The organism is Psychrobacter luti (assembly GCF_014192115.1).
Lineage (GTDB): Bacteria > Pseudomonadota > Gammaproteobacteria > Pseudomonadales > Moraxellaceae > Psychrobacter > Psychrobacter luti.
The window spans coordinates 61009-85477 of the sequence record NZ_JACHXL010000008.1 but is presented as its reverse complement, the minus strand read 5'-3'; the positions used below and the strand labels follow the sequence as shown (position 1 = coordinate 85477).

Below are 24469 nucleotides of genomic sequence, written 5' to 3'. Positions count from 1 at the left end.
GTTTTACCGTGGTCAACGTGTCCGATGGTACCGACGTTGACGTGTGGCTTGCTGCGTTCAAACTTGGCCTTTGCCATGGGTATTTCCTCTTTTTTTTGGGGTCAGTGCTTAACTGATATAAGTACGATAGTTTACGTACTAGGGTTAAAGCATTACTGGCCACATTAAAATAGTTGTTAAAAGGGTGCACATACTAATGTGCAGATATTATAAGAAAATCGCGGCCAATAACAAGTCTTTTAACCAATTATTGGCGGATTCTCTACTGACAATACAGAGATATGCCCAATATTGTCATATTAATACGTATTATTTACTCGTCATCATCTTTAGAGTTGAATTTAGAGATGATAGATTCTGCAACTGATTTTGGAATCTCAGCGTACTTTTGGAATTCCATTGAATACGTTGCACGGCCTTGTGACATTGAGCGCATTTGTGTGGCATAACCAAACATTTCCGCTAATGGTACTTCAGCACGAATCTGTTTAGTACCGCCAGGCAAGTCTTCCATGCCTTGAACCATACCACGACGACGGTTAAGATCGCCCATGATATCGCCCATGTAGTCTTCAGGGGTTTCAACTTCTACTTTCATTACTGGCTCAAGTAGTGTTGGGTTTGCCGCCATGAAGCCTTTACGGAATGCGATAGAACCAGCCATTTTAAATGATAACTCATCCGAGTCAACATCATGGTAAGAACCATCATACAAGGTTGCTTTTACGCCAACGATTGGGTAACCAGCAAGTACGCCGTTTTTCATGCGCTCTTGAATACCTTTATCAACCGCACCGTGGAATTCTTTTGGTACCGTACCACCAACAACTTCTTCAGCGAATTCATATAGAACTTCGCCCGCTGGATCCATAGGCTCAAGACGTAACCAAACGTGACCGAATTTACCACGACCACCAGTCTGACGTACGAATTTGCCTTCTTGTTCAACAGTGTTACGAATCGTTTCACGATAAGCAACCTGCGGCGCACCGATGTTTGCTTCAACGTTAAACTCACGCTTCATACGGTCAACAAGAATTTCTAGATGTAGTTCACCCATACCACTGATGATCGTCTGACCAGACTCTTCGTCAGTATGTACACGGAATGATGGATCTTCTTTTGCCAAACGACCCAAAGCGATTGACATTTTTTCTTGGTCAGCTTTAGTCTTAGGTTCAACCGCTAGGCTGATAACTGGATCTGGGAATTCCATACGCTCTAGCGTGATTACATTTTGCTCATCACATAGCGTATCACCAGTAGTCACATCTTTCATGCCAACTAATGCTGCGATGTCACCTGTACGAATTTCTTGTAGCTCTACCTGAGCATCTGCCATCATCTGAACGATACGGCCAACACGCTCACGCTTCATTTTAACAGGGTTATAAACGCTACTGCCTTGCTTTAGGACACCTGAATAAACACGAACGAAGGTTAAGTTACCAACGAACTTGTCATTCATGATTTTGAATGCTAGTGCTGCGAACGGCTCGTCATCTGATGCTTCACGAGTGCCTTCAGACTCATCTTTGTCATCAAGAATACCTTTAATAGCAGGTACATCCATTGGCGCAGGTAGATACTGAATAACCGCATCCAACATCTTCTGTACACCTTTGTTTTTAAAGGCAGTACCACAAAGCAATGGAATGATTTCGTTGTCGATGGTTAATTTACGAATAGCGCCATGAATCTGCTCTACCGTCAATTCACCATTTTCAAGGTATTCATTCATCAATTCTTCTGATGCTTCAGCCGCATTCTCTACTAGATACTCACGATATTCTTCCGCTTTTTCTTGTAGTTCTACTGGGATTTCGCGCTCGTCATATTCCATACCTTGAGACGCTTCGTCCCAATAGATGGCTTTCATAGTCACTAGATCAACAACGCCTTCAAAATCATCTTCTTTACCAATTGGAATAACCAATGGTACTGGCTTGCCGCCTAGACGAGTTTTGATTTGTTCTACCACACGGTAGAAATCAGCACCAACACGATCCATTTTGTTAATGAATGCTAAGCGTGGTACTTTATATTTGTTTGCCTGACGCCATACGGTTTCAGACTGTGGCTGAACGCCGCCCACTGCACAGTAAACCATGCACGCGCCATCAAGAACACGCATAGAACGTTCAACTTCAATCGTGAAGTCAACGTGACCTGGGGTGTCAATGATGTTAATACGGTGTTCGTCGAACTGTTTTGCCATACCTGACCAAAAACAAGTCGTCGCCGCAGAAGCAATGGTAATACCGCGCTCTTGTTCTTGCTCCATAAAGTCCATGGTAGCTGCACCATCATGGGTTTCGCCAAGCTTGTGGCTAACACCGGTATAGAACAAAACACGTTCAGTAGTGGTCGTCTTACCAGCATCAATGTGCGCTGAGATACCAATATTGCGATAGCGCTTTAGGGGAGTTTTACGAGCCATAGTGTTTTCCTAGGGAAATTCGTGTATATATTAATGTGTTGTCTATCTACCTCATACTCTATGACAAAGCCGTCAGGCTTCGTAATATTACTTACTAATCATTGGGCCAAATACGGACAAAAAAGAGCAAATATAAGAATATAGCGGCATCAAACTCAGGAGACTTTCTTTACAGAATAGCATCCCTTTTTAGAACAGCATCTTGACAGATGTCCGCCATCTAAATAATTAACGACTATATTATCTTGCGATAATCATCTTTAAATCATTTATTAACAATGGCGGCAATCAATAGAATAAATAAACTATATTTAGATGACTGGCATACACCAGTCATCCAAAACTATCTATAAACAAGTGGCTAGTAACAATAATGATTGATAACAAGCCACTTAAATAAAAATAGCTTAGAAACGGTAGTGAGAGAATGCTTTGTTAGCATCTGCCATGCGGTGAACTTCGTCACGCTTTTTCATAGCATTACCTTTGCCGTCAGCAGCATCATTCAATTCGCCTGCAAGACGCAAAGCCATTGATTTTTCAGAACGCTTAGCAGCAGCTTCAGCTAACCAACGCATAGCCAAGGCAGTACGACGGGAGGGGCGTACTTCCATTGGTACTTGGTAGGTTGCACCACCGACACGGCGAGCTTTTACTTCGACCATTGGACGGACGTTTTCTAGAACTTCTTCAAAGAAAGCGACTGGGTCTTCGATCTTACGTTTTTCACTAACTGTTTCAAGAGCACCGTAAACGATACGCTCAGCAGTAGATTTTTTACCATGACTCATGACATGGTTGATGAATTTTGCAACAGTTTGGCTACCAAACTTAGGATCCGGTAGGATCTCACGGGTAGCAACGACGCGACGTCTTGGCATAATAATAATCCTTTTCTTCAGGAGTGTCTGACATTCACAATCTCGCACCAATTAATATTGGATGGCGTTATATCGAGTTGTCAGTCAGCCTTACTGCATGGCGGTATGTTATAACAATAAATCATTAATTTAACAAAACACCGTTAACACCAGACCCATGCACAGTTAATGGGTGATACAAAAAAGCTCAGCTAATAACATTTAGTTATTAAGCTTTAGGCTTCTTAGCACCATATTTAGAACGACCTTGTTTACGGTCTTTAACGCCTGCGCAATCTAGTGCACCACGAACGGTGTGATAACGTACACCTGGTAGATCTTTTACACGACCACCACGGATAAGAACAACACTGTGCTCTTGTAGGTTATGACCTTCGCCGCCGATGTAGCTTGATACTTCATAGCCTGAAGTCAAACGTACACGACATACTTTACGCATGGCTGAGTTAGGTTTTTTAGGGGTAGTAGTATATACGCGAGTACATACACCACGACGTTGTGGACACGCTTCCAACGCAGGAACTTTTGACTTTTCCTTGATGGTTTTGCGACCTTTACGAATCAATTGGTTAGTTGTTGCCATGAGGCATCCTTCTCCCGTTTGGTATAAAACAAAAAAATGGGGCAATGCGCCAACGATCTGACATTAATGACAGATTTCGGAACACCCATTTTTAGGACAGTGTATTATAAAGAGTTGTTGCTGCTATTTCAACCACTTATGAGTGATTGTACTTTACAACATTCGATAGATATGCATTACGCCTACTAGTATACCACTTTAACTGTTTTTAGCTAAAATCTGGCTAAAAAGCAGCTTACTGAATATGGTATCAAAAGTAGCGTTATACATCGTTCAGATAAGATATTTAGAAATAAACAAATAGCAGTTTATGAGAACTAAATGGTGATGCTATTGTACTTTTCAAGCTTATTATTAAAGAGTATCTCATATTTAATGAGAAAAGTCTTAATGAGTAAAAGCGCAATAAAAAGAGAGAGCACCGCCCATTTTAGCATTAAATGGACGGTGTATTTAAAATATAGTAAAAGATAGATTAAAAAACAACTAAGCATTAAGTTCGTCAAACGTCGACATTACTTCTATTTGCTCTGTTTGTCAGCTGCTTTATCCGCACTACCCTTTTTAGCGTCTTTTTTATCGCTTACTTTTTCAGTTTCTTCTGCGACTTCTTTATCATTATCTTTAGCGGACTCTTTTTTGCTGTCAGTATCTTTACTTGACTCCTTTTTAGCATTTTTCTCAGTATCTTGTTTTTCAGTATCTTTCTGCTTATCATCGCTAGCAGGCTTTTCCACTTCGGCTTCACTACTGCTATCGTCGGTAATCGCACGGTTGGCAAGCTTAGCTTCTGGGGCAAAAGTCGCTTGCGCCACGCCAATCACTTCATCAATCAGCTGGCTGTTATAGCGCATACCGATAATCACGGCGGTTACTGGTAAGAAGCGGCGTATCCATGACAGGTTGATTTGGTCTAAATCAATACCAACTTGACTGGCAATGCTATCTACTTGCTCAGCATAGAAATTGACGCTTTTATTCTGCAAGCCTAAGTTTTTCAGCTCATTATGCAAACCGCTGCTTTGCGCATTATCAAGTAAGCCTTTACCGATACCAAGACCCGCTAATAAGGCTTGTTTTTCTTGCATCTTACTTAAGTCAGCATTGGCAAGCAGCTCATACGCCATCTTGACGCCTTGCTTACCTGTTAACGGCTTATTATAAACAGCACCTAATTGATAAACGGTACGTAATGATACCAATAACAACCACAAAGTATCAGCGAGTAAACCTGGCAAGCCAGCCAAACCTGTTAATCCACCTATCGTTGCCAAAGCACGGTTTTGATTGGCAATATCAGTCGCTAGTGCATAACGCTCTTCATCATCCAAGCTTGCGATATTGGCAAAACGATGCTGATTGGGCAGGTCAATCTGACTCCAATTGGCAGCAAGCTTAGCGACTTGGGCAAAAGCGCCATCGACTGTTGATTCAAATAAGCTGTTTGGTACTACTTTCTTGGCGTATTTACCGTAAGTGGCAAAGCGGTTACCCAATAATTGCTGCGTTGCTTTTAATGTTTGTTCACGAAATAAATCTTGTTGATAATCTTCATCGCCTAGATTTACCGCTTTAAATTGGCGCGGTTTACCGCTCTTGGCGTTGACGCTATCAATCATTGCGCCCATACGTTCTAGATTGCTACGAGTAAAAGAACCAACGCTGCTTATGCCTTTATATAGAGTGTTGCGCTTTGCCATCTTGATGTCCTTAATATGATGATTGTTTGTTATTAATATTATTTATAGATAATCCTGAAACAGATACTTCTTAAATTGAATGCCATTCTAGCGAACGCTGATGATGGCTGTCAGTGCCAACAATGTTATCGCCATCGCCAGTTTTGTATCTAAAAGTATCATTTATCTATAGCCATTAATGTCTTTAGTATATAACTAAATATGATAGGGCTGAAATGAGTTTATGCTATTTATAATCTCATCTTTTAGCCTCATAATCATGAGGCGTACACAGTGCTAATCCTATGAGAATACTGACTGTTTATTTTTAATAATAAGCGTGGTTTTGTCGTTATTTTACACTTACGCCAAGATTTTAAACCCTTGATACGTTATCATAGGCCATAATTCAAAGTACAGTTGTACTTTTATTTAGCGAGCAGTATTTATAGAGAATAGTGTTTTATTCTAACCATTATAATGACTGTCAAATAAGCATTTAGCGTCCAAAACCTTATTTATTAATTTTATTAGCAACGATAAAGGGTTTGGATGTTAGATAATAGCAGTAAATATTTAAAAGCGATTGTTAAAGGTAATTATCAAAAAATCGTTACTCATAAGGAATAGTATATGCGCCGCGTTGTTATCACTGGAGCAGGGATAGTCTCTTGTATCGGACATGATTTGGCTACTGTCACCGATGCTCTTAAACAAGGGCGCTCAGGTATTACGTTCAATGAATCGTATGCTGAGCACGACTTTAAATCACACGTTAGCGGTAGTATTGATAAGTCAGAACTTGATACGTCGGGCATTGACCGTAAATTGAAGCGTTTTTTTAGTGACGCAAGTCTTTATGCTTATGTCAGCGCTTTAGACGCCATTGAGCAGTCGGGCTTGACGCTTGAGACCATCAACAATAATCCGCGTGTGGGTGTGGTCGCAAGCTCAGGAGGCGCGTCAACCGAAAATATCGTTAATGCCATCGATGCGATGCGCGAAAAAGGTTTGCGCGGTGTCGGTGCAATGGCGGTGCCAAAAACCATGGGCAGCTCGGTATCAGCTGCGCTGGCAACGGGTTTGAAAATCCAAGGTATCTCCTACTCCTTATCTTCTGCTTGTGCAACCTCGACGCATTGTATCGGTCATGCAGCCGAGCTTATCCAACTTGGTAAAGCCGATGTGATACTTGCCGGCGGTAGTGAAGCGGAACATTGGACGCAGTCATGCATGTTTGATGCCATGGGCGCAGTCAGTACGCAGTATAATGACACGCCGACACTTGCCTCTAGAGCGTATGATAAAAATCGTGATGGTTTTGTGATTGCAGCAGGCGGCGCGATGGTGGTGGTTGAAAGTCTTGAGCACGCCCAAGCGCGCGGTGCCAATATCTTGGCTGAAATCGTCGGTTATGGTGCCAGCTCTGATGGTGCTGAAATGGTCGCCCCAAGTGGTGAAGGCGCTGTCCGCTGTATGCAACTTGCCCTTGCTGAGGCAGGTTTAGAAAGCGTTGACTATATCAATAGCCATGGTACAAGTACGCCGCTAGGCGATGTGACTGAGCTTAAAGCCATTGCCAAAGTATTTGGTGATGATGTCAGTCAAGTACCTGCTATCAGCTCAACTAAGTCGATGACGGGTCATAGCTTGGGTGCAGTCGGCGCGCAAGAATTGATTTATTGCTTACTGATGCTACAAGAAGGCTTTATTGCCCCAAGTATTAATATTACAGAATTAGACCCTGCTGCTGAAGGCTTTGATATTGTCACTGAAAAGCGTGACGTTGAGCTTAACACGCTTATGAGCAATAGCTTTGGCTTTGGCGGTACTAATGCCACCTTAATTATCAAAAAGTTTGACGCCTAACTATGCTCGTAGCATCGCATATTAAAACTGAGCAGACAGCATCTGCCCCATCGCCAGCTACTCAACCTAGCTGGCGTTTTGGTGACCTGTCTGCCGCAGAGCTGTTGCCACAACTACAGCGTTATTTGTGCGCACAAAATCCTAAAGCAAACTGGCAATTGGTTTGGCTAAATAACGATAGGCGACCTGTGATTGGTTTATTACCAAAAATGAGCTGGTCCGTTCACGTTGCTGATTCTAAATTGCCTCATCAGCAACCGAACGTCTATAAAGTGATAAAAAATTGCCGTGATGGCTCCCATAGTAATGATAAAACCAATCAAGCGATTACTAGCGCCTATATGAGTTATAGCGACTGGCAAGAAGAGTTGATTGCTTATAGTCAGGATTATGACGCCGATGATGCTTATGATAAGGATTCTCTGTCGATTGAAGATCATGATGAGCAGCCAAGTTATAAGCATGGATTAATTGGCTTTATTGGTTATGATATTGCCGCTTATGAGCTTAGCCCAGCTGCCAAAATAGAGCTGGCAGCGCAGCCTTGTGCCACCTTAGGGCATTATGATATTTATCTAACGCCAAATACTGAGCAAACGAGCTGGCAGCTCGCTATAAAAGACAGCGTCAATGATACTCATAACGATGATGAACACAAAGGCGGGCTAGTCAAAGCGCTTATCTCATATTTAGAGTTATTGGATAAGGAATTATCTAATCAAACTTTAGCAAAACCAATGCTCAAAGAATCATATCAAACGGCACCTTTATTATTAAAAGCACAATGGAGCAAGCGGGATTATCAGCAAGCCTATGATAAAACGCAAAACTATCTGCAACAAGGTGACTGCTATCAAATCAATCTTACCCAAAAATGGCAAGGTGCCTTTAATCAAAACACCACTGATAATGTTACACCGATGCTCATCGACTATTTACCTGCCTTGCATCGTAATACCCAAGCACCCTTTGCAGGGTATCTAGCGGTTAATAATTTTGATAGTGAAATGAGCGTTGATACGCAAGACAATCAATTTGAATTGTTAAGCTGCTCGCCTGAACTGTTTTTCACCTTTAATAAAGACGGTAACACAGGCAAGCACCATATACGTACTAAGCCTATTAAAGGTACGATGCCGCGTGGATTGAATACTGAACAAGACAACGCTTATAAACAGCAGCTTATTGATAGCGAGAAGGACCGTGCTGAAAACGTCATGATTGTCGATTTATTGCGTAATGATTTGGGCAAATATGCCAAGATTGGCAGTGTCAAAGTGCCGCAATTATTTGCGATTGAGAGCTTTAGCAATGTACATCATATGGTCAGTACCATTACCGCTGAGCTAAAGACAGATAGTCACCCGCTTGCCGTATTATTTGGCAGTTTGCCCGCCGGTTCCATTACAGGTACGCCAAAAAAACGCGCCGTTGAAATTATCTCGGAGTTAGAAGGTGCAGCGCGCAGTGCTTATTGTGGCACATTAGGGTATATGAACTTCGATGGCAGTGGTCAATGGAATGTATTGATTCGTACTTTACAAGCCAATACCTTATCAAATGATGAGTTAGAAAAAGAAAGACATGTCAGCTTATGGGCAGGCGGCGGTATCACGGTTGCTTCTGACTGTGATGCTGAATATCAAGAATGCCTCGATAAAGTCGGCAACCTGTTAAGCGTTTTAACTCAAGACAATATTAAGAAAGGAACTTAAGCTTTATTTAAAAGATGAATAAAAAATCAATAAAAAAGCCTGCTCAACATGACGTTAGCAGGCTTTTTTATTTACATAACTTTGCAATACGACTTTATTTAGATGATCAAAATATAAATCTTAAACAAGGTATTACTCAGCAACGCTTTCAACTTCTGCTTGCAACACTTTTAACGCATCAATCAAGCGCTGATTCTGCGCTGCTGTACCAACAGTAATACGCAAATATTCATTGATACGTGGTTTATCAAAATGACGCACGATAATACCTTGCTCGCGTAACGTACTTGCTACCGCACTTGCCTCACCATCTTTTGGACGGGCGAATACAAAGTTGGCGTGCGATGGCAGCACCTCATAATCGAGCGCCGTTAGCTCTGCAGTAAGTGCTTGACGTAAGTCGATGACTTGCTGGCAGGTCTGGGTAAAATACTCGACATCTAAGACGCTAGCGGTCGCTCCCGCTTGCGCCAACTTATCAAGCGGATAGCTATTAAAGCTATTTTTCATACGCGTTAACGCTTCGATTAATGAAGCATTACCAAACGCCATACCGACACGTAAACCGGCAAGCGAGCGTGATTTTGAAAAGGTTTGCGTCACAAGCAAATTATCGAACTCATTAATCAGGCTAACCGCTGATACTTCTGTATCTAAGCTACCCTCTTCTTTTTGCGCAAAATCGATATAAGCTTCGTCAATCACAATCACTGAATTTGAGTGTTCGCCAGCAAGCTTGCGAATGTCAGCAAGCGATAGTAACAAACCAGTTGGGGCGTTAGGATTGGCAATAATGATACCGCTACAAGGCTGGCGATAGGCATCAGGGTCGATACTAAAGTCTTCTTCTAAGGCAATTTGCACCAGTTCAACACCAAAAGTATTGGCATAAACAGGGTAGAAACTATAGCTAATATCAGGGGCTAAAACAGGGCGCTCTTTTAAGAAAAAGCTGGCAAATACCAACGCCAATACTTCATCAGAGCCATTACCGACAAACACTTGATTGATATCAAGGTTATATAACTCTGCCAACGCAGCACGCAAGTCATCAGACTCAGGCGCAGGATATAAACGTAGGTCATCTGCTTGCTGCTCTAAGACTTTGGCGATTGCCTCACCGACTTTTGGTGATGGTGGGAAAGGATTCTCATTGGTATTCAATTTGCACAAATTGTCATGTCGCGGCTGCTCACCTGGCACATAAGGTGATAGGTTGCGTGCTTTGGACGACCAAAGTCTGGTATCTATCTTTGACTCACTCATAAGTTATCCTACTATTAGCCATGTCATTATTAGACATTTTTATTAAATATAATTTGTAAACATAGTTCTTAAAAATCAGTTGTTAAATCTATCTCGTAAATACAGTCATTAAATATCAATGCTTAAAAAATCTTCTTAATATAAAACTAAAAAGCAAATCCTAAATCAACCTATCGCTGTTATTGATAACGATAACGGGCTGAGCGCGCATGGGCTTCTAAGTCCTCACGCTGCGCTAAAATATCGGCTGTTTCTGCCAGCGGCTTACTACCCGCTTCACTACAATAAATTATCGATGATTTCTTTTGGAAGTCATAGACACCGAGCGGTGAAGAAAAACGTGCCGTACCAGAGGTTGGCAACACGTGATTAGGCCCTGCACAGTAGTCACCAATCGCTTCAGGCGTATGACGCCCCATAAAGATAGCACCAGCATGACGAATATCATCAAGTAGTGCATCAGGATTATCGACGGACAACTCTAAATGCTCAGGGGCAACGCGATTAATCACAGCCATGCCCTCCTTGCGGTCTTTGACCAAAATAAGCGCGCCACGGTTTTTTAGGGAATCGCGGGCGATATCGGCTTTTGGTAACTCTGCCAAGGCTTTTTCAATTTCCTCTGCTACTTCTGCAAGCTGCTGTTCACTTGTAGTGACAAAGATAGCTTGGGCGATACGATCATGCTCCGCTTGTGACAATAAATCCATCGCCAACCAATCGGCGCGATCTTGCGCCTCGCCTTCTGCATAGACCAATACTTCAGAAGGACCGGCAATCATATCAATCCCAACTTGACCAAATACTGCTCGCTTCGCCGCTGCAACATATTTGTTGCCAGGGCCAGTGATTTTATCTACAGCCGGAATCGTTTCGGTACCGTATGCCAAGGCGGCAACTGCTTGCGCACCGCCAATGGTAAAGACACGGTCAACTTGTGCCAAATGCGCCGCTGCCAATACCAATGGATTGAGCACGCCCTTTGGCGCTGGTACCACCATGATTACCTCGGCAACGCCAGCTACTTTGGCAGGGATCGCATTCATCAATACAGAAGACGGATAAGATGCCAAGCCGCCAGGCACATAAATACCAACACGATCAAGCGGCGTCACCTTTTGACCTAAGCGATTGCCAAGCTCGTCTTCATATTGCCAAGTTTCTTGCACTTGGCGCTCATGGAATGTCTGCACGCGTGTCGCTGCTGTCATCAAAGCCGTTTTCACGGTATCGTCAAGATTGGCAAACGCTTCAGCAAGCGCCTCTTTAGACAGCTCTAGCTCTTGTATCGTCGTCGCTGGATGCTGATCAAACTGTTGGGTCAAGGCCAGTACCACGCTATCGCCACCATGACGTACTTTTGCAATGATATCGTCAACGGTTTTTAGCAATTCAACATCGTTCACGGTTTCAAAAGCAAGCAGTTGGGTCAGTTGACTGTCAAAATCAGCATCTTGAGTACTTAGTTGGCGCATGACTTAATCCTATAGTTGAGCATGAAATACGGCTATAAAGAATAGATTTGATAAAAGGGCAAATGGGAAAATAAAAAAGGCTGGTATCCCAGCGTATTTATGGTTGGCTGACTCAGATTATACTGAGCTTTTATTTTCTGGCAAGCAAATACAACAAAACCAGTTTAGCACGCTATATCTATCCTAGAGCGCCAAACTGGTTTAAAATTTTGTATAACCATGCTTGATATTATCAATGATTGCTAGTGCTTAATAAGAGTGCTTTATAAATACTGAATAAATGCTCATTTAAGAAGCGCTGGCAATACTGTCTTTAAAACTATCTAAAATCGGCTCAAGAAGGGCAAATTTACGCTTATAGCTGACCTGATTGACGATAAGGCGTGACGACACATCACAAATATGGTCGCGCGCTTCAAGTCCATTGGCGCGCAGCGTATTACCAGTATCGACGACGTCAACAATCAAGTCACCCAAACCAACTAGTGGTGCAAGTTCCATCGAACCATACAGCTTAATCACATCGACTTGCTGACCTTGGCTGGCAAAGTAAGCACGAGCAACATTAACGTATTTAGTCGCAATACGCAGACGGCGATTTGGCAGCGGCGCACCTTTAACGCCCGCCGTCATCAGCTTACACTGGGCAATCTGCAAATCTAACAATTCATAAACGTGATTGGCACCATGCTCAAGCAATACATCTTTGCCCGCCACGCCAAAATCAGCAGCACCGTGTTCAACGTAGGTTGGCACATCACTGGCACGCAAAATTAAGACGCGTACATTTGGGTTTGAGGTTGGGAAAATAAGTTTGCGTGATGCTTCAGGGTCTTCTAATAATTCGACACCAGCAGCGCGTAACAAAGGCATCGTTTCTTCTAAAATACGACCCTTTGATAGCGCCAGTGTCAAACCTGAGAACTCATCATTTACTTCGTTTAATAAGCCGTCAGTTGGAAGGCTATTGCTTGCTTCAGTCATAATGACTCGTGTCCGTGTACAGTTAGTTGCCTTACTTAACAGGCATTATTAATTTTAATAAATAGGCGTGAATACCAATACTAACGACTAATTAACCCGTCTAGTCGTTGCTATTAATGCGCTCGATATTAACCCCAAGCGCGCGTAGTTTTTCTTCGACATGCTCATAACCACGATCAATATGGTAAATACGGTCAATCAAGCTCTCGCCTTCAGCAGCGGCAGCAGCCATCACCAATGACATCGACGCCCGTAAATCCGTTGCCATAACAGGCGCAGCAGTGAAGCATTCAACTCCTGTGACGACAGCCGCATGACCGTCTACTTGGATAGAAGCGCCCAATCGGTTCAGCTCAGGCACATGCATATAGCGATTTTCAAAGATGTTTTCGATAAAGGTACTGGTGCCATCGGCAAGACAAGCAATCGCCATCACCTGTGCTTGCATATCGGTTGGGAAACCTGGATGCGGCTGGGTACGGATATTAACAGGTAACGGGCGACCTTTCATTTGTGCGCGAATCCAATCATCACCGGTGGTGATAATCGCCCCCATGTCTTCAAATTTCTCTAACACGGGTGTTAATAAAAGTGCTGAGGTGTTTTTAGCCAATACATCACCGCGGGTCATCAAGGCACCAGCGAGGTAAGAGCCTGTTTCGATACGGTCTGCTACCACTGAATACTCACAACCATGCAAGCGCTCAACGCCTTCAATGGTCATTATCGAGGTACCAATACCACTGATTTTAGCACCCATAGCCACCAACATATTGGCCAAATCGACCACTTCTGGCTCAAGGGCACAGTTGCCTAGTACGGTCGTCCCTTTGGCCAATGCGGCCGCCATAATAACGTTTTCAGTACCGCCAACCGTTATCATATCAAAAGAGAAGTTACAGCCGATAAGCTTGCCGCCTTTTGGCGCTTGCGCTTTGACATAACCATTTTCAACGCTAATCTCAGCACCCATGGCTTCAAAGGCTTTTAGATGCTGATCAACAGGACGTGAGCCGATAGCACAGCCGCCCGGTAATGACACTTCGGCTTCACCAAAACGTGCCAGTAAAGGGCCTAAGACTAAAATCGAGGCGCGCATGGTTTTCACCAAATCATACGGCGCATAGAAATTGTCAATATTCTTGGTATCGCAGGTGACAGTATCGCCCTGCTTTTGAATATCAATGCCCATGCCACCGATCAATTCAATCAAGGTGCGCACATCTTGTAGCGATGGCACATTATGCAATGTCGTTGGGGTCTCGGCCAAAATCATAGCGGCAAGTAAAGGCAAAGCGGCATTTTTGGCGCCTGAGATCGTGACTTCCCCTGCGATACGACTGCTACCGGTGATTAAAAATTGATCCATAAGGTGACAACCTAGCGATAAGTATAAAAATAATGAGAAACCAGAAATGATAAAACCCGCAATATAAAGTGCCGGTGTGATAACTTCAGGTCATAGATAAAAAGCAATAAAAAAAATTAGCCTTGAGATTGAGTATCCCATTCGGCTGGCGTTAGGGCTTGAATATTGAGCGCGTGAATATCACCGCTCGCAATCTTGTCGTTTACCAAGGCGTAAACAGCTTGCTGGCGTTGTACTGCGCGCTTGCCTTCAAAACTGGCATCAACCACCCGTACATCAAACTTGGTACCTTGATTGGCAGCTTGAATAAAAGCATCTGGGAAGTGAGTTTGTAAAAATGCAATCAAATCGTCAGCGTTCATGCTCATAGAATATTCTGCCTTAAAGTTTAAATAGGGTATAGGGTTAAAGTGACGTCATTATAACAAGAGTTTGACCATCTTACAGTACTGTCTTGCGCAACTACATTTAACTATTAATGGCAGTGTTAGATATAGTGCAATCAAGCGATACTAATTATTCGTGGCGCTCATTATTTAAGGGTTTTGTCCAAATAACTAAGCACTTGCGCGCGCACATCATTGACCCAGCGTAAAGGCGGTGCCATCGCACCGATACTGGTGGCATGACTGGCGCCTGCGATTTCGCCGGTTTCCACTTTAACGCCTGCCACTTTTAATGCCTGTGTCATTTTAATAGTATTGGTCACATGGACGACTTTGTCTTTTTCTGCAGTCAATAATAAATAAGGTGGCTGCTTACCTTTGATTTGGCGGTCTGGCATCACCGTCTCTGGCGTTTCATCTGGCCCAAAGGCAGTTCTACTACTGAATTTACGAAAGTCATAGCTATAAGGGCCTGCAATGCCAATTACGGCGGCAATATCTTTTGGCTTTACACCATAAGGTGCTAAAAAGTCTTCATTGGCGACGGCAGCAACCGCGTTAAATGCACCCGCAGAATGCCCTATCACCGCCAAACGCTTAGGGTCAGCGTGGAGGCTCTTGGCATTGTTATAACTCCAAGCGATGGCCTGCGCGGCATCTTGCACATAATCAGGATACACATGCTCAGGGGCTTTACGATAATTAATCACTGCGGTGACATAGCCTGCTTGCGCCAAGCTTTGACCAACAAAGGCATACTCGTCTTTGTTACCACTTTCCCACGAACCGCCATGGACAAAAACCACCATCGGATAGCTATCATTAATAGCGTTATCATCAGTCACGTTTTTTGACTTCATGGCTTTTGTTAGAGGTTTAGGATAGTAGATATCCAAATCTTGATTGGGCTCATCGCCATACAAAATATTTTTACTGACACCAACACCGCCATTTGAAGTAATACCGTTAACGATAGCCAGCGCCGATAATGCTTGTGCCTGTTGGGTCGCAAGCGCGATACCGCCGACGGCCAATGCGGCTGTCACGCCTAGGCTGATGCGTTTTGGCTTACGACTTCTTATTTGCCCAGTTTGCACAACTTGGATAGTTTCATTATTTAAATCCGTCATCGCCAGCAGTCCTATTATCGGTCAATCATTAATACATCAGTCGTCGGTTTATACTTGATATTTGGTTAAAACTGAATAGCAGAGTGACTACTTTATTATTTTAGTTAGAGCGTCACCTCTACTTTTTACGGTCTATATCTTACTGGCTGGCTAGGGATTTATCGTGCTTTTCCTGTTATGACTGTTTAGCATTCTTGTGCTTGTAATCGAAACAGCTAGTTAGGGATTTTGATAAAGGTCAATATAAGGGCTCGATGACGGCTGATTGACGGGCGTACCGTCTTCGTTGACGATAATCAGCGTGGCATTAATCGTTGGATCTACCGCTACTGAGCTTGCTACTGCTGGCGCAGCACCACTTTGAACGACTGGTATGGCCGCAGGATTGGCCAAATTATTCTCATACATGATGTCATCATCACCTATCTTTACCCCTCTATCATCGACCACGGTGGTCAGCAGCACTAACTCTGTAATGCCGACGGTATTATTGGCAATATCAATCAGGTGGCTTTGCTGCGTTGGTGTCATACGCCCCATGATATAAACCACGCCATCATTGGTCACCGCTTTAATCTGTGAGGCTTTCACACCATTACTAGAGGCGACTTTTGCCAGTAGTTTAGAGGTGATATAACCATCATGGACGGTTGAGCTATAGCCCTTTGAGGCACTCACGTTAAGCTCATTATAGACATGACGCACGTCTGGCATAGAGCTAACCACCTTTTCAACTTCTGCTTTGATGGCTTCCGTTGGTACTTCACCCGTTAGCAGTACTTCACTATTAAAGCTATCAATACTCATACGGCTAGTTTGCTGTAAGTTTTCTTGCAGACCATAGACGTTAATCTTGACAGTATGCTCAATACTACGATCGAGCAAACGCTGCGGAATGGTGCGCTCTGTCATCGGCACGCCATACGTACCTTCTGTACTATTGGTCAAATAGTTGGTGGTACAGCCAGTCGCAACGATGCTGGTCAGTAGCATAACGCCAATCGCCTTGCGGCGTGATGAGCCAAAAATAGCAGTGCGCAAATGCATCCGTGTCATAGTTTACCTCTTAGAACATGATGTAATAATTAAATGATGAATAGTGCTAACAAGTTCGTAGTGAGAATCATACGACTTCGCTTCAATTAATACTTTTTAGTTCAGCTACTTTACTGAATTTTTACGCTAGCCGGTTAGGCTTTTGGTAACGACAGCTTGATGCTGGCATTTATTTTACTGTTTAACTTAACCTTCAAGCCAACTTAACACCACACTAATTAAGACCCAAAAAAAAGCCTTATCACTATGATTACCAAGCTGACGCGATAAAAGCCCCTTGTAACCATTCTGAGTGAATATTTTCTGGCAACATTTCTTTAATATCACTGGTACTATTTTTGGTATTGGTATCATAGGCAACCACATCAAACCGACAGTCATACTCACTATATTCAGGATGCTGCTGCAAAAAATAGCGCGCCGCTTTGATGATTTTGTTTTGCTTATTTTTCGTCACGCTAAGCGCCGCATCACCAAATCCTGAACGCTGCCGTTGCCGCACTTCAATAAATACCAATGTCGACCATGCCCGCCCTTTTTCTATCATAATTAAGTCAAGCTCACCCACTTTTGGTTGCTGCCAATTTTGCGCCACCAATATCAAGCCTTGCGCTTGTAAAAACTCACACGCCTGCTGCTCAAAACGGCTGCCTTGACGCTGTGTCGGTGAAGTAAGGGTTAACGGTTTGTCATTTGCCATCACGTCTATTGGCCAGCTGAACATTTCAGAATTATCATAGCACATCATGCTAAACTAACCACTTTCGCGTTCTTATGCTGACTGACTTTTCATTTAAATCAGCCTTCATGACGCTACATATTTTTAATATTTGTTTTTAATACTTTAATATTCTTTCTTAATACTCCGAGGTTTTCATGTCTAGCCCTACTGCGATGCCAGCTTGTCTTTATATCGTTGCCACGCCGATTGGTAATTTGAGCGACATGACACCGCATGCAATCGATATCTTAAAGCAGGTTGCTATCATCGCCTGTGAAGACACCCGCACCTCAGGCAAGCTGTTATCACATTTTGGTATTAATACCAAAGGCAATAAGGATGAAGATACCGAAGAAGTAACAGCATACAATAATAAAAATGATGCCGAGAACGATTCTGATAGCGCAGCTAAACAAAAAGGTCATAATAAGCTTTGGGCATATCATGAGCATAATAGCGCCATTCAAACACCCAAAATCATCGAAATGATTCAACAAGGTCATTCGGTGGCGCTGATTAGCGATGCTGGCACGCCGCTGATTAGTGACCCCGGTTATCAATTGGTGCAAGCCGCTCATGCCGCTGGCGTTCGCGTATCTCCTATTATTGGTGCCTCTGCTGCCATTGCTGCACTGTCTGTTGCAGGATTGCCCTCAGACCGTTTTAGCTTTATTGGTTTTTTACCAGCTAAAACCCACGGTCGCCAAAAACAACTAACAACCCTTAACGCACGCACCGAAACCTTGATATTTTACGAAGCGCCCCATCGTATTATCGCCAGCTTAGAAGATATGGCGTCTATATTTGGTGCGGAGCGCGAAGTGACGTTTTGCCGTGAATTGACCAAAACCTTTGAAACTGTGCATAAAAGCACGCTTGGCGATTTGGTTGAATTTGTCAAAGCCGATGACAATCAGCAACGTGGTGAAATCGTGGTAGTGGTCGCTGGCGTAAATGTGGCGCAAGATGATGACGATATCAGCATCCACGATACGCTATTACAGCGCTTACTAGAGGATTTATCGGTCAAAAAAGCCGCTGCCTTAGCTGCCGATATCACCGGCGTCAAAAAGAACGCGCTTTATCAGCGCCTACTTGAGCTACAAGTAGAATAATTTTTAGTTATAAAAATAAGTGAAGCATTGATAAATTAAGCACTGATAAATTCATTGAGGAGAGATACATAATGTACGATGTGATGGCAATAGGTAATGCCTTGGTTGACCACGAATATCTGCTGTCAGATGCAGCGTTAGAAGAAACTGACCTGACCAAAGGCAATATGACGCTGGCAGGACTCGAAGAGCAGCAGCAGTTATTGGCTTATTTTAAGCTGGCAGAGATTGAGCCATCAAAACAAGCGGGCGGCGGCTCAGCTGCCAATGCGATGTATACCTTTGCAAGCTTAGGCGGTAAACCTTTTTATGCCTGCCGCGTCGGCGATGATAAACAAGGCAAATTTTATCTAAAAGACTTACATGAAGCGGGCGTTGCCACATCCCCTCAGTCGATTCATGCAGGCGGTGTGACCGGCTCGTGCGTGGTGGCAGTGACCGAAGATGGAGAGCGTACCATGCAAACCTTCCTTGGTACTTCAAGCGATATTACCGCTGATAACGTCGACTTTGAGGCACTGACCCAAGCAGGTTGGTTGTATTTAGAAGGTTATTTGGCGATGTCTGAAGGTATTCAGCCTGCGATGACCCAATTACGCCAACAAGCAGGTATTCATGGAGCCAAAATCGCTGTCAGTTTTGCCGATCCTGCGGTGGTGAAATTTGCCAAAGAAGGCTTGCTTAATATGCTCGGTAATAAAGTCGCGGTGATATTTTGTAATAGTGAAGAAGCAAAGCTATTTACCGATAAAAAGCAGCATAAATCGGCGGCACGTGCCTTACTTGAGCATTGTCAAACAGCGGTTGTTACCGATGGTCCAAATGGTGCCATCATCGCCCATAAACCAAATGATGAATCAGAAATTGAGATTTATGAGGTTCCTACGCCAGCTGTTGCCAATGTCATTGATACCAATGGCGCCGGTGACAACTATTCTGGGGCGTTTTTATACGCTTTATCACAGCACTACAGCTTACCCGAATGCGGACGACTTGCCAGCGAAATAGCAGCACAAGTGATTCAACAGTTTGGTCCACGCCTATCATCGCAAGAGTATCAAGATATATCGCGCCGCGTTTTAACCGTTTAATCATCTAACTGTCTTAAAAAAACTACTTATAAAAAAGCCCATATCCTAGGATATGGGCTTTTTCGTTTGGATTGATAATACCAATGAAATATAAGGAAAATATTGCTTTATTAAGCAGCTGCTAGCGCTTGCTCTAAATCCGCTTTAATATCTTCGATGTGCTCAATACCAATCGATAAACGCACCATATCCGTACTGACGCCGGCATTTTCAAGCTCTTGCTCGTTAAGCTGACGATGGGTAGTAGTCGCTGGATGACAAGCGAGCGACTTAGCATCACCGATATTGACCAAACGCGTAATCAGTTGCAAGGCATCAATAAATCGTGCGCCTGCTTCAAGTCCACCTTTCACCCCAAAGGTTAAAATAGCGGATGGCGTGCCTTTCATGTATTTCTTAGCAAGATCATGTTCAGGATGGTCAGGTAAACCAGCATATTTTACCCAAGCAACTTTATCATGGTCACGTAGATATTCGGCAACCGCTTGGGCGTTTTGAACATGACGCTCCATACGTAAACCCAGTGTCTGTAAGCCCTGTAAGATACTAAAGGCATTAAGCGGACTAAGTGCCGCACCGGTATTACGTAGCGGTGCCACGCGAGCACGAGCGATAAAGGCCGCTGCGCCAACGTCCTTGACGAAATTTACGCCATGATAGCTTTCATCTGGGGTATTTAATAACGGGAAACGCTCAGGATAATCGCCCCAAGGGAAAGTTCCGCTATCGACAATCGCACCGCCAATCGAAGTACCAGTACCGCTCATGTACTTAGTTAATGAATGAATGACGATATCAGCGCCAAACTCAAATGGACGGCATAACGCAGGGGTCGCAACCGTGCTATCAATCACTACTGGTACGCCGTATTCATGCGCGATATCACTGAGTGCTTGGATATCAACGATGTTACCTAATGGGTTGCCGATACTTTCAGCAAAGACCATCTTAGTTTTATCATCGATTAAGTCACGAATCGCTTCCGGATTTTTATGGTCGAAAAAGCGGACTTCGATACCTTGGCGCGGCAAAGCATGCGCGAATAAATTATAAGTACCGCCATATAGCGTCGATACCGCGACGATATTATCGCCCGCTTCACAAATAGTTTGGATCGCATAAGTGATGGCAGCCATACCAGAAGCCACAGCAAGCGCACCGATACCGCCTTCAAGCGCAGCAACACGTTCTTCTAATACGGCGTTGGTCGGGTTCATGATACGGGTATAAATGTTACCAGCAACTTTTAGATCAAACAAATCTGCGCCATGCTGGGTATTGTCAAACGCATACGAGCTGGTATGGTAAATAGGCACGGCGACCGCTTTGGTGGTTGGCTCTACAGTATATCCGGCGTGAATTGCCAAGGTCTCAAGACGCTGCGTATTTTGCTTAGCTGGTTGTCCATCACTCATAATGTGCTCCTATATATTCGTCAATTATTAAATCAATATTTTATGATTAAAAACGTTTTAAAAAATTCATATCAAGATATCTATGGCTAAATGACATTCATAAAAAAGAAAAGGTCATAAAAAAAGCTGAGTTAATCATAACCCAGCTTCTTTATTAAAAGAATAGCAAATTTCTCATCTCTTAATGACGAATATTCATAAGCAATATTTATAAGCACCAAAACCAATCAGGATAGTCAGGCAAAATATCGGCGTTATTCATCGTTTTTTATTTATAGTAAGCGTTTTCCGTACGCGTATGATCGGTCTCATCAATCACTTGCGTCAGCTCTGGAATCTGCTGTTTTAGCTGTACTTCAACACCTTGACGTAAGGTCATATCAACCGCTGAACAGCCTTGGCAACCGCCACCGAATTTTAATACTGCGGTCAGACCAACGCCTTCTTCATCAATCAATTCAAGCAGCTGTACATCACCGCCGTGAGCGGCCAAGCTTGGGTTAATCTCAGACTGCAAGACATAGTTGATACGCTCTTCGACACTGGCATCGGCACCAACTTTTGGCACTTTCGAGTTTGGCGCACGGAACGTCAGCTGCCCACCAAAACGGTCCTTATTATAATCAATCACCGCATCTTCTAAATAAGGTACAGACGCCGCTTCAATAAAGGCCGAAAAGTTATCATAAGTAAATTTCAAATCAGCGCTGTCTTCTTCGCCCGGCTGATTATAAGCCATGCAGCACTCGGCACGCGGCGTACCTGGGTGTTCAACGAAAATACGTACACCGATACCATCAGTATCTTGTTTCGCTAGTAAATCTGCCAAGTAACCTTGAGCAGCTTCAGTGATGGTGATGTTACTTTTGGCTTCCGTTTGCTCAGTATCTAACGCTGACTCGTAATCGGCAGCAGGTTCTACTTGAGTATCAGTTGGATTGTGTTCACTCATAATGCTTCCTATATGTGTTATGACACAAGCGTTATATTGGTCACGTCTACTGTGTCGTCAATGTCATGTAAGGGTGGGATAAATGAGATTATCCATTATTTTGGCTTATCGTTTTATTGCTTTAACCGTCATGGCGGTTCGAATTTATTAACAATTATTAGCAGTTATTGGCTCTATTATAGCGCACTTAACGCATAATTCCGACCGTGCTACTGCGATTTAGCGGTGGACTTGATGAACAGCAACTATTCACACTGCTCATTGATATCCGTTATCAGCAGTCGCTATTCACTTTGCTCATGCCAGCCTAACCAATATCTTAATTATTCATCTACCTGAACAGTCCATTCTATATTAAGACCACAAGACAACTTATCAAGTTTAAAACTATTATTTAATCATAATCGTTATTTGACATTTTATTAGCTCTATCTATGTGCTTGGTCAACAAAAACTATTTTAAGTCTATCAAAATCCATAGTCTCATGAATGCATTAGTTCAATTCTGGAGCAATCAAATCGAATAAGCACCTTGCCTTAATATATAATTTTATATATTATAATTAAATATAACTTTAGCTTTTAAATATAAAATCCATCTTACTTGAAGTAATTTTTCAACGAAGCGCAGTCGTTTCTACCGGACAATACGTTTGCATAGCACTCAAATTCAATCAAGCACTCTTTGGCTTTATCCATTAACTTTATCAGCATTTCAATCTAGCGTAACTAGGAGCATTCCATGAGCAAATCATTTAAAGACATCACCAAACACGTCTCGACCAATATGGCAAAATTACACAAGCACATCCCTGAAACCACCAAAGCCTTTTCGCAGCTCGGTGCGGCAGCAACAGCTGATGGGGTTCTGGATAAAAAGACCAAAGAGCTGATCGCCCTTGCTTTAGCAGTTGGCTCACGTTGTGATGCTTGTATTGGTTTTCATACCAAAGCCTTAGTACAGCTTGGTACAACAGAACAAGAGGTCGCTGAAACCTTGGGCATGTGTGTCTATATGGGTGGTGGTCCTTCAATGATGTACGCCGCCGAAGCCATTGCTTCATTTAATGAATTTAGTAAAGACGCTTAGATACTACTGTTACTTTATCTTACTTGGCTTCACTATCAAAAACTGCCCGTGGTTGAATCTATCGCGGGCAGTTTTTTTGTGTATACGATGATAATAAAGCGCACATCATAGATTCATGAGCGTAGATTCTTGCGTTATGCTATAACCTATGCATCACTGTATTTATACATTAATAAGCACGACCTGAGTTTAAGAGAATATTTTTATGATGACTGAAAATCTAACGTTAGTGACGACCAAAGATAACGTACAAATCGCTGTTTGGGAGATATTCGATAGTAAAAAAACTCATCAACTCTCTAATGTTAATGCTAACAATGACACTGTTAACATTGGCACTGCTAACAAAGGGCAGAATATTTTCTTAACTCATGGCACTTTTTCGGATAAAAAAACCTGCTTAAGAATCGCTGAATACTTAGCGGGACTTGGTCATCATTGCTATATCATGGAATGGCGTGGTCATGGGGCAAGCGCAGTACCAAAAGAAAAATTTAACTTCGAAACTGTCGCAACCTATGATTTTGCCGCCACTTTTGATTATTTACTTAACCAATTAAAACTCACCAATTTACACTGCGTCACTCATAGCGGCGGCGGTGCTTGCTTAACGATGTTCCTCATTCAAAATCCGCACTATATCGATAAAATTAGTAGCGTCAGTATGTTTGCCTGCCAAGTCTACGGCGCGATAGTAAGCCCCAAAAACTATTTTAAGATAGTCGTCGCCAAGATATTTACACGTATATTCGGCTATATACCTGCCCAAAAGCTCAATATGGGACCCATCAACGAAAGCCATCACACCATGAGCCAATGGTATGAATGGAACTTGCATAAAAACTTTCACAGTAGTTTTATTAAGCAAGAAGATATAGACGCTACTGGTGTCAAAGAAAGCGCTCTTAATAATTATACTCACCAAAAGAATATGACTCATGGCGACTGCCTTGATTATCGACAACATATGCCAACAATTACCACGCCGATTTATGCCATTAGCGCCAAGGGTGATAAATTCATCTCACCTACTCAAGGCTGTCAGTTACTTTTTAATAACTTTGACAATTCTGCCAACGTTTTTCGCGAATACTCATTTAGTAATGGCGATTTAGACGATTATGGTCATAGTCGTATCCTGAATAGCCGCCCTGCCGCCAAAGAAATTTGGCCAACAGTCGCCGCGTGGATTGATAAGCATGCCAATTAAAAGAGTCGTATACTTCTTTGTCTGAACAAACTTGAATACAGA

General features: G+C 43.0%; 20 protein-coding genes and 1 pseudogene. 6 read left to right on the top strand and 15 right to left on the bottom strand.

The features are described 5' to 3' along the window. The 5 genes and pseudogenes from FHS24_RS12360 to FHS24_RS11850 all read right to left on the bottom strand — a co-directional run. Positions 1-77 (bottom strand): annotated as a pseudogene (locus FHS24_RS12360) (hypothetical protein); the annotation flags it as partial. 236 nt (positions 78-313) lie between these two features. After that, a complete protein-coding gene (gene fusA / locus FHS24_RS11865) occupies positions 314-2440 on the bottom strand; it encodes an elongation factor G (protein ID WP_183621327.1) in 2127 nt (708 codons plus the stop codon). Between the two features lie 407 nt (positions 2441-2847). Further along, a complete protein-coding gene (gene rpsG / locus FHS24_RS11860) occupies positions 2848-3321 on the bottom strand; it encodes a 30S ribosomal protein S7 (RefSeq protein ID WP_183621326.1) in 474 nt (157 codons plus the stop codon). A 208-nt stretch (positions 3322-3529) separates the two neighbouring features. After that, positions 3530-3904 (bottom strand): 30S ribosomal protein S12, encoded by a 375-nt coding sequence (gene rpsL, locus FHS24_RS11855; RefSeq protein ID WP_183621325.1) that lies wholly within the window; start codon positions 3902-3904, stop codon positions 3530-3532. A gap of 521 nt (positions 3905-4425) precedes the next feature. Continuing rightward, positions 4426-5604, bottom strand: coding sequence for a DNA-directed RNA polymerase I subunit RPA34 (locus FHS24_RS11850; RefSeq protein WP_183621324.1), 1179 nt, complete (start codon positions 5602-5604; stop codon positions 4426-4428). A 612-nt stretch (positions 5605-6216) separates the two neighbouring features. On the opposite strand from FHS24_RS11850, the gene FHS24_RS11845 reads away from it, so the two are divergent. Both FHS24_RS11845 and FHS24_RS11840 read left to right on the top strand, forming a co-directional pair. After that, positions 6217-7452 (top strand): beta-ketoacyl-ACP synthase II, encoded by a 1236-nt coding sequence (locus FHS24_RS11845; protein WP_183621323.1) that lies wholly within the window; start codon positions 6217-6219, stop codon positions 7450-7452. 2 nt (positions 7453-7454) lie between these two features. Continuing rightward, a complete protein-coding gene (locus tag FHS24_RS11840; protein WP_183621322.1) occupies positions 7455-9167 on the top strand; it encodes an anthranilate synthase component I family protein in 1713 nt (570 codons plus the stop codon). A gap of 132 nt (positions 9168-9299) precedes the next feature. On the opposite strand, the gene hisC is transcribed toward FHS24_RS11840, so the two are convergent. The 8 genes from hisC to FHS24_RS11800 form a co-directional block, all read right to left on the bottom strand. Then, complete coding sequence (gene hisC, locus FHS24_RS11835; RefSeq protein WP_183621321.1) at positions 9300-10433, bottom strand: histidinol-phosphate transaminase; 1134 nt, start codon at positions 10431-10433, stop codon at positions 9300-9302. Positions 10434-10612: 179 nt separating this feature from the next. Next, complete coding sequence (gene hisD / locus FHS24_RS11830) at positions 10613-11908, bottom strand: histidinol dehydrogenase (RefSeq protein WP_183621320.1); 1296 nt, start codon at positions 11906-11908, stop codon at positions 10613-10615. Positions 11909-12196: 288 nt separating this feature from the next. Beyond that, positions 12197-12892, bottom strand: a complete 696-nt coding sequence (gene hisG, locus FHS24_RS11825; protein ID WP_183621319.1) for an ATP phosphoribosyltransferase — start codon at positions 12890-12892, stop codon at positions 12197-12199. Between the two features lie 100 nt (positions 12893-12992). Further along, entirely contained in the window at positions 12993-14261 is a 1269-nt protein-coding gene (gene murA, locus FHS24_RS11820) for a UDP-N-acetylglucosamine 1-carboxyvinyltransferase (protein ID WP_183621318.1), read from the bottom strand. Between the two features lie 116 nt (positions 14262-14377). Next, positions 14378-14623, bottom strand: a complete 246-nt coding sequence (locus FHS24_RS11815; protein ID WP_183621333.1) for a BolA family protein — start codon at positions 14621-14623, stop codon at positions 14378-14380. Between the two features lie 170 nt (positions 14624-14793). After that, positions 14794-15777: an alpha/beta hydrolase gene (locus tag FHS24_RS11810; RefSeq protein ID WP_183621317.1), complete on the bottom strand. Its 984-nt coding sequence runs from the start codon at positions 15775-15777 to the stop codon at positions 14794-14796. Between the two features lie 219 nt (positions 15778-15996). Further along, positions 15997-16833, bottom strand: coding sequence for a BON domain-containing protein (locus tag FHS24_RS11805; RefSeq protein WP_183621316.1), 837 nt, complete (start codon positions 16831-16833; stop codon positions 15997-15999). 250 nt (positions 16834-17083) lie between these two features. After that, positions 17084-17581: a YraN family protein gene (locus tag FHS24_RS11800; protein ID WP_183621315.1), complete on the bottom strand. Its 498-nt coding sequence runs from the start codon at positions 17579-17581 to the stop codon at positions 17084-17086. Between the two features lie 128 nt (positions 17582-17709). Here FHS24_RS11800 and rsmI point away from each other — a divergent pair, with 128 nt between their 5' ends. Both rsmI and FHS24_RS11790 read left to right on the top strand, forming a co-directional pair. Then, positions 17710-18669, top strand: coding sequence for a 16S rRNA (cytidine(1402)-2'-O)-methyltransferase (rsmI, locus tag FHS24_RS11795; protein ID WP_183621314.1), 960 nt, complete (start codon positions 17710-17712; stop codon positions 18667-18669). Between the two features lie 71 nt (positions 18670-18740). After that, complete coding sequence (locus tag FHS24_RS11790; RefSeq protein ID WP_183621313.1) at positions 18741-19760, top strand: adenosine kinase; 1020 nt, start codon at positions 18741-18743, stop codon at positions 19758-19760. Between the two features lie 110 nt (positions 19761-19870). On the opposite strand, the gene FHS24_RS11785 is transcribed toward FHS24_RS11790, so the two are convergent. Both FHS24_RS11785 and nfuA read right to left on the bottom strand, forming a co-directional pair. Next, positions 19871-21175 carry an O-acetylhomoserine aminocarboxypropyltransferase/cysteine synthase family protein gene (locus FHS24_RS11785; RefSeq protein ID WP_183621312.1) on the bottom strand — a complete coding sequence of 435 codons (1305 nt, stop codon included), beginning with the start codon at positions 21173-21175 and terminating at the stop codon, positions 19871-19873. A gap of 268 nt (positions 21176-21443) precedes the next feature. After that, positions 21444-22127 carry a Fe-S biogenesis protein NfuA gene (nfuA, locus tag FHS24_RS11780; protein ID WP_183621311.1) on the bottom strand — a complete coding sequence of 228 codons (684 nt, stop codon included), beginning with the start codon at positions 22125-22127 and terminating at the stop codon, positions 21444-21446. Positions 22128-22869: 742 nt separating this feature from the next. On the opposite strand from nfuA, the gene FHS24_RS11775 reads away from it, so the two are divergent. Together FHS24_RS11775 and FHS24_RS11770 are read left to right on the top strand one after the other, a co-directional pair. Further along, positions 22870-23217: a carboxymuconolactone decarboxylase family protein gene (locus tag FHS24_RS11775; protein WP_183621310.1), complete on the top strand. Its 348-nt coding sequence runs from the start codon at positions 22870-22872 to the stop codon at positions 23215-23217. 205 nt (positions 23218-23422) lie between these two features. Next, positions 23423-24427, top strand: a complete 1005-nt coding sequence (locus FHS24_RS11770; RefSeq protein WP_183621309.1) for an alpha/beta fold hydrolase — start codon at positions 23423-23425, stop codon at positions 24425-24427. The last annotated feature ends 42 nt before the right edge of the window (positions 24428-24469 follow it).